The organism is Nonomuraea sp. 10N515B (assembly GCF_052245915.1).
Classification (GTDB): Bacteria; Actinomycetota; Actinomycetes; order Streptosporangiales; family Streptosporangiaceae; genus Nonomuraea.
Genome location: NZ_JBQQBQ010000014.1, coordinates 149,795 through 162,631 on the forward strand (window position 1 = coordinate 149,795; position 12,837 = coordinate 162,631).

Consider the following 12,837-nt stretch of genomic DNA (forward strand, 5'->3'; position numbering starts at 1 on the left):
ACAAAGTGGCGAAGCTACGCGTAGGGGTTGTCTCACCCGAGCGTGAGATCTGGTCGGGCGAGGCCGACATGGTGATTGCCAAGACCGTGGACGGCGAGATCGGTATTATGCCGCAACACGCACCTGTTCTCGGCGTCCTCGTCGAGGGCGGCGTGCTGCGCGTCAAGCGGGAAGGCGAGGGCGATCTCGTGGCGGCGGTCCACGGCGGATTCATCTCCGTGGCCGACAACGAGGTCTCCGTGCTCGCCGAGGTGGCCGAGCTCGGTTCCGAGGTCGACGTCGCGGCTGCCCGTGACGCTCTCGACCGGGCCCAGGCCTCGATCGAGGCCAACCAGGAAGACGCCGACGCGGCAATCGAGGCCAAGCGAGCCAGGGCCCGGCTGCGCGCCGCAGGCGAAGAGGTATAGCAGAACACGTTTCAGGGGGCGGCATGGTAGCGACGGTTGTGACTTTCCTGGTGCTGCTCGCCGCCCTCGTGGTGTTGCGCGCTCTCATGCTGGTCCGCTCGCGCGGGAGCGTACCCTGTCGCCTTCGCGTAGGGGACCGCGCCTGGCGCAGCGGGGTGGCCCGCTATGCCGACGGGGAGCTCCATTGGATTCCCCTCCTGGGCGTCCGACTGAGGCCGCGCCACGCGATTGCGAGGCGCGGCCTTGTTGTATCCGCCCGTCGCGAGCTCGGCGACGGGCTCTATGCGGTGGACTTCGGGGGGAGCACGCAGGATGTGTCGCTCGCGATGAGCGCGGACGCGCTGACGGGCTTCCTGGCCTGGCTCGAGTCCGCACCGCCCAGCGCGTATTTGGATGTGGCTTAGCGCGTCCCTCCGGGCTTCCAGAGGATCTCGTTGCCCGCGTGCGCGACTCGGCACGCGATGAACAGCAGGTCCGACAGGCGGTTGAGGTATTTCGCCGTCAGCACGTTCATGTCGTCGTGCACCTGCAGCGCCGCCCAGGCCGAACGCTCGGCCCTGCGGACGGTGACCCGCGCCACGTGCAGCGCCGCGGTGGCCGGATCCCCGCCGGGCAGGATGAAGCTGCGCAGCGGCTTGAGGTCGGCGTTGAAGCGGTCGCACTGCTCTTCCAGCCGGTCGATGTACGGCTGCTCCACCCGCAGCGGCGGGAACTCCGGGTCGTCGACGACCGGCGTGGCCAGGTCGGCCCCCAGGTCGAACAGCTCGTTCTGGATCCGGACCAGGACCTCCACCAGATCGGCGGGCAGCGTCCCGTGCGACATCGCAACGCCCAGGTGGGCGTTGGCCTCCTCCACGTCGGCGTAGGCGGCCAGCCGGGGATCGGTCTTCGAAGCACGGCTCATGTCGCTCAGCGCAGTGGTGCCGTCGTCGCCGGTGCGGGTGTAGATGCGGGAGAGGACCACCGGCTTGTCCTTGTCGGCGCGCGTCATGGCTTCAGCGTACTCATGACAAATGTCATCCGGATCGGACGCCAGATCCACATCCGGCCCGTGATTTCCGCGACTACCAGGGCGAACCGCGCAAACGCCACCATGGATCCATGACGAAGGAGAGGACCTGATGCTCGAGATCAGCGAGCTGCGCAAGCGCTTCGCGGGCGGCCCCGACGCCCCCGGCGGCAAGGTCGCCCTGGATGGGATCAGCTTCGCCGTGCGGCCGGGAGAGATGTTCGGGTTCGTCGGCGCGAACGGCGCAGGCAAGACGACGACGATGCGCATCGTCATGGGCGTGCTCCAGGCCGACTCCGGCGCGGTGAGCTGGCAGGGCAAGCCGCTCGACTACGACGGGCGGCGGCGCTTCGGCTACATGCCGGAGGAGCGCGGCCTGTACCAGAAGATGCGGGTGGCCGAGCAGATCGAGTATTTCGGGCGCCTGCACGGCCTGAGCGCGGAGGCCGCCAAGAAGGCCACCGACGACCTGCTGGAGCGGCTCGGGGTGGCTGAGCGCAGGAACGATGCGGTGCAGGCGCTCTCGCTGGGCAACCAGCAGCGCGTGCAGCTGGCCGTGGCGCTGGTGCACGACCCCGAGGTGCTGGTGCTGGACGAGCCGTTCTCCGGGCTCGACCCGATCGCGGTGGATGCGCTGGCCACGGCCTTACAAGAGCGGTGCAGAGGAGGCGTGCCGGTGATCTTCTCCAGCCACCAGCTGGAGCTCGTCGAGCGGCTGTGCGACTCGGTCGGCATCGTCTCGGCCGGCCGGATGGTCGCCACCGGCACGGTGGGCGACCTGCGGGCCGCCGAGGGCAGAACGCTGCGCGTGGTCGTCCGCGACCCCACCCCTGGCTGGGCGGACGGCCTGCCGGGCACGGTAACTGTGAACGGCGACCGGCACATCCTGCGTATGGCGGACGGCGACGACCAGGAGATCCTGCGCCGCGCCGTCAAGGCCGGGCACGTCGAGCACTTCGGCGTCGAGCAGCCGACTCTCACCGAGATCTTCAAGGAGGCCGTGACGTGAACGGACTGATGCTGGTCGCCCGCCGCGAGGTCGTGACGCAGATCCGCACGAAGGCGTTCGTCATCGGCCTCATCATCACGGCCGTGCTGGTGGCGGCGGTGTCCTTCGCGCCGAAGGTGCTGGACCGCCCCGACTCCTACACCCTCGGCACCGTCAACTCCCAGCAGCTGCCGCTGCAGGCGGCCGCGCCGGAGGCGAAGTTCGAGTGGCGCACGTTCCCGGACGAGGCGGCGGCCAAGCGTGCCGTGCTCGACGGGGACGTGGACGCGGTGCTGGTCAACGGCACGAAGGTGCTCACGGACGGCGAGATCGATGACGAGGTCGTCGTGCTCCTGCAGAGCGTCAACCGCGAGGTGCGGCTCGGCTCGGTCGGCGTGTCGATCCCGCCGCTGCAGATGGAGTCCGTGGGCGCCGACACCCGCTACCAGTCCGCGCGCACCGGGATCGCGGTCGTGCTCGTGATCGTGCTCTTCATGATGCTCATCGGCCAGGCCATGATGGTCGCCATGGGCGTGGTGGAGGAGAAGGGCAGCAGGATCGTGGAGATCCTGCTCTCCACGCTGCGGCCGTGGCAGCTGCTCGGCGGCAAGATCCTCGGGCTGGGCGCGCTCGGCCTGATCAACCTGGTCACGATCCTGGCCGTCGGCCTCGGCGCGGCCACTGTCTCCGGGGTCGCCTCCGACTTCCCGCCCGGCGTCCCAGGGCTGGTGGCCGGGGTGCTGGTCTGGTTCGTGCTCGGGTATGCCTTCTTCGCCACGCTGGCGGCCGCGTTCGCCTCGCTGGTCTCGCGTCAGGAGGAGGTCAACTCCGTGATGACGCCGCTGACCATGCTGATCATGGTGACGTACTTCGTGGCCTTCTACGCCACCAACGAGCCCACCGGCACGCTGGCCACGGTCGTGTCGTACGTGCCGCCGTTCTCCTCGATGGTCATGCCGGTGCGGATGGCGGCGACCGAGGTGCCGCTGTGGCAGGTGGGGCTCTCCATGGCCGGCATGGTCGTGGCGGTGGTGGCGGTGCTGGCCTTCGGCGCCAAGGTGTACGAGCGGGCCGTGCTGCGGACGGGCGCCCGGGTGAAGCTCGGCGACGTATTGCGCGCCCGGTAGATGGACGAGATCGCGCGGGCACGGCGCCTCACCTGGGTGACGCTGGTTCTGGGCCTCGCCCTCATGTGGTTCCTCATCGCGGCCGGGGTCCTCGCCGGCGTCGGCGAAGGGAAGCTCCAGTGGTGGCGTCTCGTGCCCGCGCTGATCGCCACGGTCTGCTTCACCTGGCTGGGCCGGCGCATCATCGACGCCGTGCTGGACCGCCGCTATCCCACCAAGCAGGTGGCGTGGGCGGCGGTCCTCGCGTTGATCGCGGCCGGCGTGGGCGGAGCCGACCCGTTCGGCTTCGGGTTCGCGCCCATGTGCTGGCTGTATCTCGCGACGCTCGGGGTCTCCAGACGGACGGTCCTCCTCCAGTCGCTCGGGACGCTCGTGGCGTGCGTCGCGCTGGGCATGCTCGGCGTGGCGACGGGGGTGAGCGTCATGGCCCTCGACGTTCCTGTCCTCGGGACACTGATCTACTACGTTCTGCTGTACGGGATCTGGTGCGTGATACTCCCGCCGTCCGGCCGGATGTGGGTGTGGATCTGGAGGCTGGCCGTGCAGGCCCACGAGGGCCGTGAGGCGCACACGCGGCTCGCGCTGGCCGAGGAGCGGCTGCGCTTCGCCAGGGACCTGCACGATCTCGTGGGGCATCAGCTGTCGGCCATAGCGGTCAAGACCGAGCTGGCCGTCCGCCTGTCCGACGCCGAACCGGCGGCGGCCAAGGCCGAGATGGCCGAGATCAACGCGTTGACCAGGACGGCGCTCCGCGAGCTGCGCGAGGCCGTACGCGGCTACCGCGAGCTCGACCTGGCCGCCGAGCTGAACAGCGTGAAGGGCGTGCTCGAAGCGGCCGGTGTCCGCTGCGAGGTGCACCTGCCCTACCGCGATCTGCCCGATGGTGTGGCCCCCGTCTTCGCCTACGTGGTGCGCGAGGCGGCCACGAACGTGCTCAAGCACAGCACCGCGACGTTCTGCGACATCACCATCCGCTTCACCGAGGACGAGGCGGAGCTGCGCGTACGCAACGACGGCGTGGCCCGGCGGCAGGCCGATGACCTGGGGACCGGCCTGACGGGCATGGGGGAGCGGGTGGCCGCCGTGGGCGGCAAGCTGGCCGCCCATCCGACGGGCGACGGAGAGTTCCTGCTCACGGCGGTCGTGTCATTGCCGCTGCGTGGGTAGAGGTGTCATGCAGGGGTCCACCTCGGCGGGTGTATTTACGTGGGGGTGTAGTCACTCTGTGTGCGTGTGAATGAGGAGGTGGCATGCGCGTCCGTGGCAATCCGAGGGCTCAGGTAGTGCGGATCGGGGCCAGGCTCGACGCCGGAACGTCGGCGGGGGTGCGCGAGCGGCTGCACCAGTCCCTCGATTCCGGTGAAGGCGACCTGATCCTGGATCTCTCCAAGCTGGAGATGATCGACGCGACCGGTCTCGGGGTGCTTGTGGGAGCGCATCGGCGCGCGCTGAGCGTGCAACGTCGCCTTGTTCTTCGGGGGGTGCCACCGCGGATCATGCGGATCCTGGCGGTGACCCGGCTGAATCGGGTGCTGCATGTGGAGGCTCCGGCGGCCGCGGTGGCCTGAGATGACATATCGGAGCGGGCGACGATCAGCCGTTGCCCGCTCTTTCCCGACTTAGACAAAATGTAGATTACGGGTGGTACGCATCTGTGAGCTATGACACTGAAAACAACATCGAAAGCAGATTTATCCGCTGCGTGTATGACAGATAACGCCCGGCGCATCAACCGGCTGTGTCGGGGGTACTCAAGCTCCGGATGAAGATGTGCACGGCCGTGTCCACGAGTTCGTCGACCGGAGGCTGGTCGTCGGTGAGCAGCCATTCGATGAGCAACTCTTGTAACGCGCCAACGACACCGAGCGCGACGAGCCGCCGATTCAGCGGCTCGGCTGAGGGAAAATCGGCGGAGGCCTCCTGCACGAGCCGGGCGAAGCCCTCTATGGCCCGCTGGCGAGACGTCGTCAGGATGTCTCCTGACCTGCGCACCTCCACGTGCATGATGAGGGCCCGGCGCCGGTCGGCCGCGATGAACTCGATATAGGCGCGAATCCCCGCCGTGACCCTTCCGTCGAGCGTGTCCGGCGCTTCCTGCACCGCTTTGGTCACGACGGCCAGGCTTTCCTCCACGCACCGCTCGTGGACCGCCTGAAGCAGCTCCTCCTGGCTGCCGAAACATTCGTAGAAGGCGCGGTTGGAGATCCGCGCCTCCGCACACAGCCTTTCGATGGTCGTCGCCGCGAAACCCGGCTTCGCGTATAGCGTGTAGGCGGCCGTCATCAGCCGCTCCCGTCTGTCCGCCAGCCTTTGCTCAGCCGACATTCCCCGGTAAGACCGGTTCACTGTCCACCCGTCCAACATGATCGTGGCCCCCAGAGCACACAATTATGGACGGATCGATCCGTTTTGGGAAAGGGTAAGAAGATTATCTTTTACGTCGGCCGTGCAAGAACGTGACGAGCCTGATCAGCCGGTCAAGCTCGGCGGGCCCTCTCGCGAACGATGTCAGGTTCATTCCGGGCATCGCGAACCGCTGCCGGGAGATCGCTTTGGGCCTGGCGAACTCGCGCAGACCGTCGGCTCCATGAATCCGCCCGAACCCCGAATCGCCCACGCCGCCGAACGGCAGGGCCGGGACGCCGGCGAAGGAGATGACCGAGTTGATGGCCGTCATCCCGCTCCGCATCATGCGGGCCAGCTCCATGGCCCTGCGCACGTTCTTCGAGAAGACCGTCCCACCCAGGCCATAGGCGGAGGCGTTGGCCAGCTGCAGCGCCTCATGGGCGTCGCGGGTGCGGCGGACGGTGATCGTCGGCCCGAACGTCTCCTCGCGGACCGCGGGGGAGTCCTCGGGCACGTCCTCGACGATCACCGGGTCCACGTACGGCGCACGCACGGAGGCGGGGCCACCCGCGACGACCTTGCCCGACTTGGCGGCGTCGTCGATGTGCCGCTTGATAATGTCGACCTGGCCCGGCATCGTGATCGGCCCGTAGTCCTCGCCAGCCCGCACCTTCGCCACTCGGCCGGACAACTCGCGCATGAAACTTTCATAGACCGCGTCCACCACGTAAACCCGTTCGACGCCCACGCACGTCTGCCCGGCGTTGGACATCGCGCCCCACAGGCAGGCGTCCGCGGCCCTTGCCACGTCGGCGTCGGCGTCCACGATGAACGCGTCCTTGCCGCCGCACTCGGCCACGATCGGGGTGAGGTTCTCGGCGCAGGCCGCCATGACCCGCTTGGCCGTGGCGGTCGAGCCGGTGAACGCCACTTTCCGCACCCGCGGATCGCCCGCCAGCGCCGCGCCCGTCTCACCCAGCCCGGTGACGGCCTGGAACACCGGGTGCTCGGGCACCGACTCGGCGAACAACTCCGCCAGCCGCACGCCCACGCCGGGGGTCAGCTCGCTCGGCTTGAAAACGACCGCGTTGCCCGCCGCGAGCGCGTACGCGATGGAGCCCATGGGGGTGAAGACCGGGTAGTTCCAGGGGCCGATCACGGCCACGACGCCCAGCGGCAGGTATTCGAGCGTGGCGGCCAGATTGAGCCCGATCACCCCGGTGGCGACCCTGCGGCGGCCGAGCACCTTCCGCGCGTTGCGGGCCGCCCAGTCGATATGAGTGATCGCCAGCACGATCTCCAGCGTGGCGTCGCCCACCGGCTTGCCGGTCTCCTGGTGCACCAGCGTGGCGAGCTCTCGCAGATGCTGGGTGACCACGGCCTTGTAGTCGAGCAGACGGCGTCGGCGCTCCTCATGACCCAGCCCGGCCCACCAAGCCGCCGCCTCATCGGCCCGTCCGACGGCCTCGTGGACGGCGTCGGGCCCCTGGTTGGGGTGGCTGCCGACGACCGCGCCGGTCGCCGGATCGAGTGAGTCGAACGTGAGCGTGCTCATGGCGCCACGATAGACGGGTAAGCCCATGCTTACTAGTTCCGGGTCAAGGTAAACCCCGCACCCGGTGACCATGGGCTCGCGTAACGGCGAGTCACCACTGAAGGGTCAGAGGCCGTTCCCCTGGAGGGCCCTCAGCCAAAGTACGGCGTTTGGCGGACCACGTCACCGCGTAAAAAATCAAAAAAGAGTAGGGTTTGAGGGTTCGATGCCGCGGAGGGTGTCGTAGTCGAGCGTGACGCAGTCGATGCCGCGATCGACAGCGAGCACCTTCGCCTGGGGTTTGATCTCCTGAGCGGCGAAGATGCCGCGGACGGGGGCAAGCAGCGGGTCCCGGTTGAGAAGCTCGAGATATCTGGTGAGCTGCTCCACACCGTCGATCTCCCCGCGCCGCTTGATCTCCACCGCCACGGTCGCGCCCAGCGCGTCGCGGCAGAGGATGTCCACCGGCCCGATCGCCGTCATGTACTCCCGCCGGATCAGCGAATATCCCTCGCCCAGCGTCGTGATGTGCTCGGCGAGCAGCTCCTGCAGATGCGCCTCCACACCGTCCTTGATCAGCCCTGGGTCGACGCCCAGCTCGTGGCTGGAGTCGTGGAGGATCTCGGCCATGGTCAGGACCAGCTTCTCGCCGGTCTTGCCATGGGTGACCGTCCAGGTATCGCCGTCCTCCTTGAGCTTGCACGGCGGGTTCATCCAGTTGAGCGGCTTGAAGGCGCGGTCGTCGGCGTGAATGCTCACGCTGCCGTCCGCCTTGATCAGAACGAGTCTCGGCGCCATCGGCAAGTGCGCCGTGAGCCGTCCAACATAATCCACGCTGCATCGCGCGATGACCAGCCGCATGACGACCCACCTTAGCGGCTCTGGAAAACTGGACGCATGGCGTTCGAACGGTCTGCATACGGCACAGGATGAGCCCCCGACGGGCCCGCCGCAGGGAGTCCTCCCGCCCTTTCGGCTTCCCGACCGGCCTGGACAAGGTGGAGGAATGGCCGGACGGCGAGTGGAAGGTCCGCATGCTCAACGGCGCCTCCTCGACCAAGGACTACCGCTGTCCCGGCTGTGACCAGGAGATCCGCCGTGGCCAGCCGCATCTCGTGGCCTGGCCCAACTGGGCGGGAGGCGACGAGGAGCGCCGCCACTGGCATCAGGCATGCTGGCGCAAGAGACTGGACCGCGGCCCCGGCCGCAGTCGCTACTGAAAGGGACCCCAAGAGGTGGAAATTCGTGCGGCGAGCGTGCTGCCGGCCAGGCGTGAGCCGATCGAGTTGCACACGGGTGACGGCCTGACCCTGGTCGGTGAGCTGGTCCTGCCGGAGGAGCGGCCGCCCGTGGCGACGCTGGTGACCCTGCACCCGCTGCCCACTCACGGCGGCTTCATGGACAGCCACGTCTACAAGAAGGCCGCCAACCGCCTGCCGGCGCTCGCCGACCTCGCCGTGTTGCGCTTCAACACCCGGGGCACCTCGTCGGAGCGCGGCACCTCGGAGGGCACGTTCGACGGGGGTGAGGGGGAGCGGTTCGACGTCGCGGCGGCGCTGGAATACGCCGAATACCACGACCTGCCGCACGTCTGGGTGGTCGGCTGGTCGTTCGGGACCGAGCTGACGCTCAAGTGGGCCCACGACCCGCTGGTCGAGGGCGCGATCCTGCTGTCGCCGCCGCTGCACAGGGCCACCGACGACGATCTGGACGCGTGGGCGCGGTTCGGGCGGCCGCTGACGGCGCTGGTTCCGGAGTTCGACGACTACCTGCGGCCTGAGGAGGCCCGCAGGCGGTTCGCGCGGGTGCCGCAGGCCGAGGTCGTCGGGGTGGACGGGGCCAAGCACCTGTGGGTGGGGGAGCCGTACGTGCGGATCGCGCTGAACGAGATCGTCAAGCGCGTCAATCCGGCGGCGTGGCCGCTCCCGACGACGGTCTGACGGATATTTCCACCTAAATCGGTGGCATTGAAGGTTTTTTGAGCAGAATGCGCAAAACTCTGGACCGCTGCCGTGACCGGAGTGACAATCCGATCGTCAACCGAAGATCGTGGAGACGCCGGGCGGTCCTCCGTCCCGCGCGTAACCCCAGCTCACCATGGGCGAGGACAGATGCGGGTTGTGCGTGTTCTGAGTGCGGCGGCGTTGGCGTTCCCGATCGTGATGATCCCCTTAGCACCGGTCGCCGCCGCGGACACGCCGCCGGCCACTGTCGTCTCGCCGGAGCGGGACGCCGCGGCTCTGGCCCGGCGGGACAACCGGCCCGTCGAGGTGGCGGCGCTGACGAGCGAGACCCGCCAGGTCTTCGCCAAGCCCGACGGCACCTACAGCATGGAGCAGCACGTCCGCCCGGTACGCGTCCGCCAGAACGGCCGGTGGACCCCTGTCGACACCACGCTCCGCCGGCGCCCGGACGGGGCGGTGGAGCCGGTCGCCGCGGCCGTTGGGCTGAGGTTCTCCGGCGGCGGCGACGCCAGGCTCGCCCGGCTGTCGCGTGGCGCCAAGGCCTTGGAGCTCGGCTGGCCGGGCACGCTGCCCGTACCGACGCTCAACGGCGACACCGCCACCTACCCCGAGGTGATGCCGGGCGTGGACCTCCAGGTCACCGCGGACGTGGACGGCTTCTCCCACGTCCTGGTGGTCAAGTCGCGGGCCGCCGCGGCGAGCCTGACCGAGCTGACGTTCCCGCTCTCCTCCCACGGCCTGTCGGTGAAGTCGGACAAGGCGGGCAACCTTGAGGCCGTGGACGCGAAGAGCGGCACGATCTTCGTCGCGCCCACCCCCAAGATGTGGGACTCCGAGGGCATCACGAGCCCGCAGGCGCTCAAGGAGGGCCGCTCCCCGGAGGCCCGCGAGGCCGCGATGGGCGTGGAGGTCTCAGGCAGGCACCTGAGGCTCAAGCCGGACCAGAGGATGCTGGCGGACCCGAAGACGAAGTTCCCCGTCTATCTGGACCCGTACTTCTCGGCCGCCCGCGGCTCGTGGACGGCGGTCTGGAGCAACTGGCCCAACTCCAACTACCTCAACTCCAGCGACGTCGCCCGCGTCGGCCACATCAGCTCCACCCAGACGAATCGCTCGTTCTTCCAGATGGCCACCGGCTCCACCATCCACGGCAAGCAGATCATCAAGGCCACACTGCGCACGTACGAGACTTGGTCGTACTCGTGCAGTGCCCGCAAGGTGGAGGCCTGGGGGACCGGCGCGATCAGCAAGAGCACCACCTGGAACAACCCGCCGGCCAAGACCAGGTTGCTCTCCACGGTGAACGTGGCCAAAGGCTGGGGCTCGGCCTGCCTGCCCGGCGGCGTGGAGTTCGACGTCACGTCGTGGATCGCCGACGCCGCCGCCAAGAAGTGGCCCACCGCGACCATCGGTCTCTATGCCACCAGCGAGACCGACGTCTACGCCTGGAAGAAGTTCAGGAACAACCCGAGCCTGGTCATCGAGTACAACTCCATCCCCACCGCTCCCCTCGCCGCCGACGCGTGGTCCGACCCGGGCGGCGCGTGCGGCTCGGGCGACACGCGGCCGATCATCAGCACCACCACGCCGAAGCTCTGGGCCAGGCTGAAGGACGCCGACAATTCGGTCAAGGGCCACTTCGAGTGGTGGTCGGCCGCAGGAGTGAAGCTGGGCGAGTACGTCACGGCTCTGGGATCGAGCGGCACCGCGTTCTCCGCGACCGTCCCGCAGGGCGCGTATGCCGACGGCGCGTTGATCCGCTGGCGGGTGCGCGCGCAGGACGGCAGGGCCGACAGTGCGTGGGGCCCGTGGTGCGAGGCCACCGTGGACGCCACCGCGCCCGGCAAGGAGCCGCAGGTCACCTCGTCCCAGTACGTTGAGAACACCTGGAGTGACGGCGTGGGCCTGGCGGGCGCGTTCACGTTCGCCCCCAACGGCGTCACCGACGTGGCGGCCTACGTCTACGGGCTCGACACCACGCCCGGCACACAGGTCGCACCCAGCCTTGACGGCACCGCCACGATCCAGCTCACGCCCCGCCACGACGGCCCCAACGTCCTGTCGGTGCGCAGCAAGGACCACGCGGGGCAGCTCGGCCCGATCCGCACGTACGTGTTCAACGTCAACGCGGGCACGGCCCCGAGCGGCCACTGGGCCCTGGACGAGGGCGGGGGCCAAGTGGCCGGCGACGCCGCGAACGCCAACCCCGCCACGCTGTACGGCGCCACGTGGACGACCGGCAAGACCGGTGCGGGACTCAAGCTGGCCAACGCCTATGCCCAGACCGCCGGTCCCGTCGCCGACACCGCGCGCAACGTGACCGTCACCGCCTGGGCCCGCCTGACCGCCACCACCGGCTCCGCCACGGTCGTCACCCAGGAAGGCGGCAGGGCCGGGGCGTTCGCGCTGCAGTACTCCAAGACCGACGACCGCTGGGCCCTGACCCGCACCACCGCCGACGCGGACGGCGCCGCGACCGTGCGCGCCCTGTCGGCCGCCGCGCCGCGGCTGAACGAGTGGACCCACCTCACCGGCGTCTACGACGCGGCGGCCGGCCAGATCTCGCTCTACGTCAACGGCCGCCTGGAGTCCACGGTGGCCTTCACCCAGCCGTGGAACGCCACCGGCCCGCTCACGATCGGCCGCGGCAAGGTCAATGGAGCCGCGGCCGAGTTCTGGCCGGGCGACGTCGACGACGTGCGGGTCTACGGCCGGGCCATGTTCGCCGACGAGGTCGCCGACCTGGTCAACAGCGCCGCCACGCTGGTCGGCCACTGGAAGCTGGATGAGCAGTCCGGCTACTCGGCCGCCGACTCCTCCGGCCGGGCCACGCCGGCCGCCCTGGTGGGCGGCGCCTCGTGGACGGCCGGCTGGCTGGACGGCGCACTCGCGCTCGACGGCGTCAACGGCGCCGCCGAGGTGGCCAAGCCCGCCGTGTCCACCGGGACCGGGTTCACCGTCGCCCTGTGGACCCAGCTCGACTACCTGCCTTCCGGTGACGCCGCCGCGGTCGCCCAGACGGGCACGAGGGCCGCCGGGTTCCAGCTGGGCTACGACAGCGCGCAGGGGCGGTGGGTGTTCGGGATGGCGGCCGACGACACCGACGCGGCGACCCTCGTGCGGACCCGCTCGGACGCCATCCCGAACCCGCTGGAGTGGACCCACGTGGCCGGCGTGTACGACCCACTGGCCGGCGAACTCCGCATCTATGTCAACGGCCGCCTGTCCACCACGACCGTGACCGGCCACGTCAGCACATGGAGCGCCACTGGCCCGCTGCACGTGGGCCGTACCAAGTCCGCGGGCTTGCTCACCGGCTACTGGCCGGGCGCCGTCGACGACGTCCGCACCTACGACGGCGTACTGAGCGCCGAGCAGATCGCCCAACTAGCAGCCCAGTAATCGGGCCCAATGATCGAGCCCGGTCATCGGGCCCCGTAACAGCAGCCCAGTAGTTCCCGA

General features: G+C 69.2%; 13 protein-coding genes. 9 read left to right on the forward strand and 4 right to left on the reverse strand.

Annotated features, from left to right (window positions below; genetic code table 11):
• Positions 1-5: 5 nt before the first annotated feature.
• Positions 6-407 carry a F0F1 ATP synthase subunit epsilon gene (locus ACTWQA_RS23215; RefSeq protein WP_138666580.1) on the forward strand — a complete coding sequence of 134 codons (402 nt, stop codon included), beginning with the start codon at positions 6-8 and terminating at the stop codon, positions 405-407.
• A gap of 23 nt (positions 408-430) precedes the next feature.
• On the forward strand, positions 431-811 hold the full coding sequence (locus ACTWQA_RS23220; RefSeq protein ID WP_443161231.1) for a DUF2550 family protein: 381 nt from the start codon (positions 431-433) through the stop codon (positions 809-811).
• On the opposite strand, the gene ACTWQA_RS23225 is transcribed toward ACTWQA_RS23220, so the two are convergent.
• On the reverse strand, positions 808-1,398 hold the full coding sequence (locus ACTWQA_RS23225; protein ID WP_443161232.1) for a cob(I)yrinic acid a,c-diamide adenosyltransferase: 591 nt from the start codon (positions 1,396-1,398) through the stop codon (positions 808-810). The two genes, ACTWQA_RS23220 and ACTWQA_RS23225, sit on opposite strands and share 4 nt — an antisense overlap.
• A gap of 130 nt (positions 1,399-1,528) precedes the next feature.
• Between ACTWQA_RS23225 and ACTWQA_RS23230 the strand changes: the two genes are divergently transcribed.
• The 4 genes from ACTWQA_RS23230 to ACTWQA_RS23245 all read left to right on the forward strand — a co-directional run bounded on the left by ACTWQA_RS23230 (position 1,529) and on the right by ACTWQA_RS23245 (position 5,099).
• Positions 1,529-2,425: an ABC transporter ATP-binding protein gene (locus ACTWQA_RS23230; RefSeq protein WP_443161233.1), complete on the forward strand. Its 897-nt coding sequence runs from the start codon at positions 1,529-1,531 to the stop codon at positions 2,423-2,425.
• On the forward strand, positions 2,422-3,531 hold the full coding sequence (locus ACTWQA_RS23235; protein WP_443161234.1) for an ABC transporter permease: 1,110 nt from the start codon (positions 2,422-2,424) through the stop codon (positions 3,529-3,531). Before ACTWQA_RS23230 ends, ACTWQA_RS23235 begins: the two co-directional genes overlap by 4 nt.
• Positions 3,532-4,698 carry a sensor histidine kinase gene (locus tag ACTWQA_RS23240; protein ID WP_443161235.1) on the forward strand — a complete coding sequence of 389 codons (1,167 nt, stop codon included), beginning with the start codon at positions 3,532-3,534 and terminating at the stop codon, positions 4,696-4,698.
• Between the two features lie 83 nt (positions 4,699-4,781).
• On the forward strand, positions 4,782-5,099 hold the full coding sequence (locus ACTWQA_RS23245) for an STAS domain-containing protein (protein ID WP_443161236.1): 318 nt from the start codon (positions 4,782-4,784) through the stop codon (positions 5,097-5,099).
• Between the two features lie 160 nt (positions 5,100-5,259).
• Here ACTWQA_RS23245 and ACTWQA_RS23250 read toward each other — a convergent pair whose 3' ends face one another.
• The 3 genes from ACTWQA_RS23250 to nucS form a co-directional block, all read right to left on the reverse strand.
• Positions 5,260-5,814, reverse strand: a complete 555-nt coding sequence (locus ACTWQA_RS23250) for a TetR/AcrR family transcriptional regulator (protein WP_305918370.1) — start codon at positions 5,812-5,814, stop codon at positions 5,260-5,262.
• Between the two features lie 145 nt (positions 5,815-5,959).
• Entirely contained in the window at positions 5,960-7,432 is a 1,473-nt protein-coding gene (locus tag ACTWQA_RS23255; protein WP_443161237.1) for an aldehyde dehydrogenase family protein, read from the reverse strand.
• A gap of 177 nt (positions 7,433-7,609) precedes the next feature.
• Complete coding sequence (gene nucS / locus ACTWQA_RS23260) at positions 7,610-8,272, reverse strand: endonuclease NucS (RefSeq protein ID WP_327584921.1); 663 nt, start codon at positions 8,270-8,272, stop codon at positions 7,610-7,612.
• A 68-nt stretch (positions 8,273-8,340) separates the two neighbouring features.
• Between nucS and ACTWQA_RS23265 the strand changes: the two genes are divergently transcribed.
• From ACTWQA_RS23265 to ACTWQA_RS23275, 3 genes are all read left to right on the forward strand, one after another.
• A complete protein-coding gene (locus tag ACTWQA_RS23265) occupies positions 8,341-8,631 on the forward strand; it encodes an ATP/GTP-binding protein (RefSeq protein ID WP_443161238.1) in 291 nt (96 codons plus the stop codon).
• 15 nt (positions 8,632-8,646) lie between these two features.
• Entirely contained in the window at positions 8,647-9,351 is a 705-nt protein-coding gene (locus ACTWQA_RS23270) for an alpha/beta hydrolase (protein ID WP_443161239.1), read from the forward strand.
• A 171-nt stretch (positions 9,352-9,522) separates the two neighbouring features.
• Positions 9,523-12,777 carry a LamG-like jellyroll fold domain-containing protein gene (locus ACTWQA_RS23275; protein ID WP_443161240.1) on the forward strand — a complete coding sequence of 1,085 codons (3,255 nt, stop codon included), beginning with the start codon at positions 9,523-9,525 and terminating at the stop codon, positions 12,775-12,777.
• The last annotated feature ends 60 nt before the right edge of the window (positions 12,778-12,837 follow it).

Coding starts and splice junctions, on each gene's coding strand:
- nucS (WP_327584921.1), bottom strand. CDS start 8,272: ATGCGGCTGGTCATCGCGCGATGCAGCGTGGATTATGTTGGACGGCTC.
- ACTWQA_RS23250 (WP_305918370.1), bottom strand. CDS start 5,814: ATGACGGCCGCCTACACGCTATACGCGAAGCCGGGTTTCGCGGCGACG.
- ACTWQA_RS23265 (WP_443161238.1), top strand. CDS start 8,341: ATGAGCCCCCGACGGGCCCGCCGCAGGGAGTCCTCCCGCCCTTTCGGC.
- ACTWQA_RS23225 (WP_443161232.1), bottom strand. CDS start 1,398: ATGACGCGCGCCGACAAGGACAAGCCGGTGGTCCTCTCCCGCATCTAC.
- ACTWQA_RS23275 (WP_443161240.1), top strand. CDS start 9,523: ATGCGGGTTGTGCGTGTTCTGAGTGCGGCGGCGTTGGCGTTCCCGATC.
- ACTWQA_RS23220 (WP_443161231.1), top strand. CDS start 431: ATGGTAGCGACGGTTGTGACTTTCCTGGTGCTGCTCGCCGCCCTCGTG.
- ACTWQA_RS23255 (WP_443161237.1), bottom strand. CDS start 7,432: ATGAGCACGCTCACGTTCGACTCACTCGATCCGGCGACCGGCGCGGTC.
- ACTWQA_RS23245 (WP_443161236.1), top strand. CDS start 4,782: ATGCGCGTCCGTGGCAATCCGAGGGCTCAGGTAGTGCGGATCGGGGCC.
- ACTWQA_RS23230 (WP_443161233.1), top strand. CDS start 1,529: ATGCTCGAGATCAGCGAGCTGCGCAAGCGCTTCGCGGGCGGCCCCGAC.
- ACTWQA_RS23240 (WP_443161235.1), top strand. CDS start 3,532: ATGGACGAGATCGCGCGGGCACGGCGCCTCACCTGGGTGACGCTGGTT.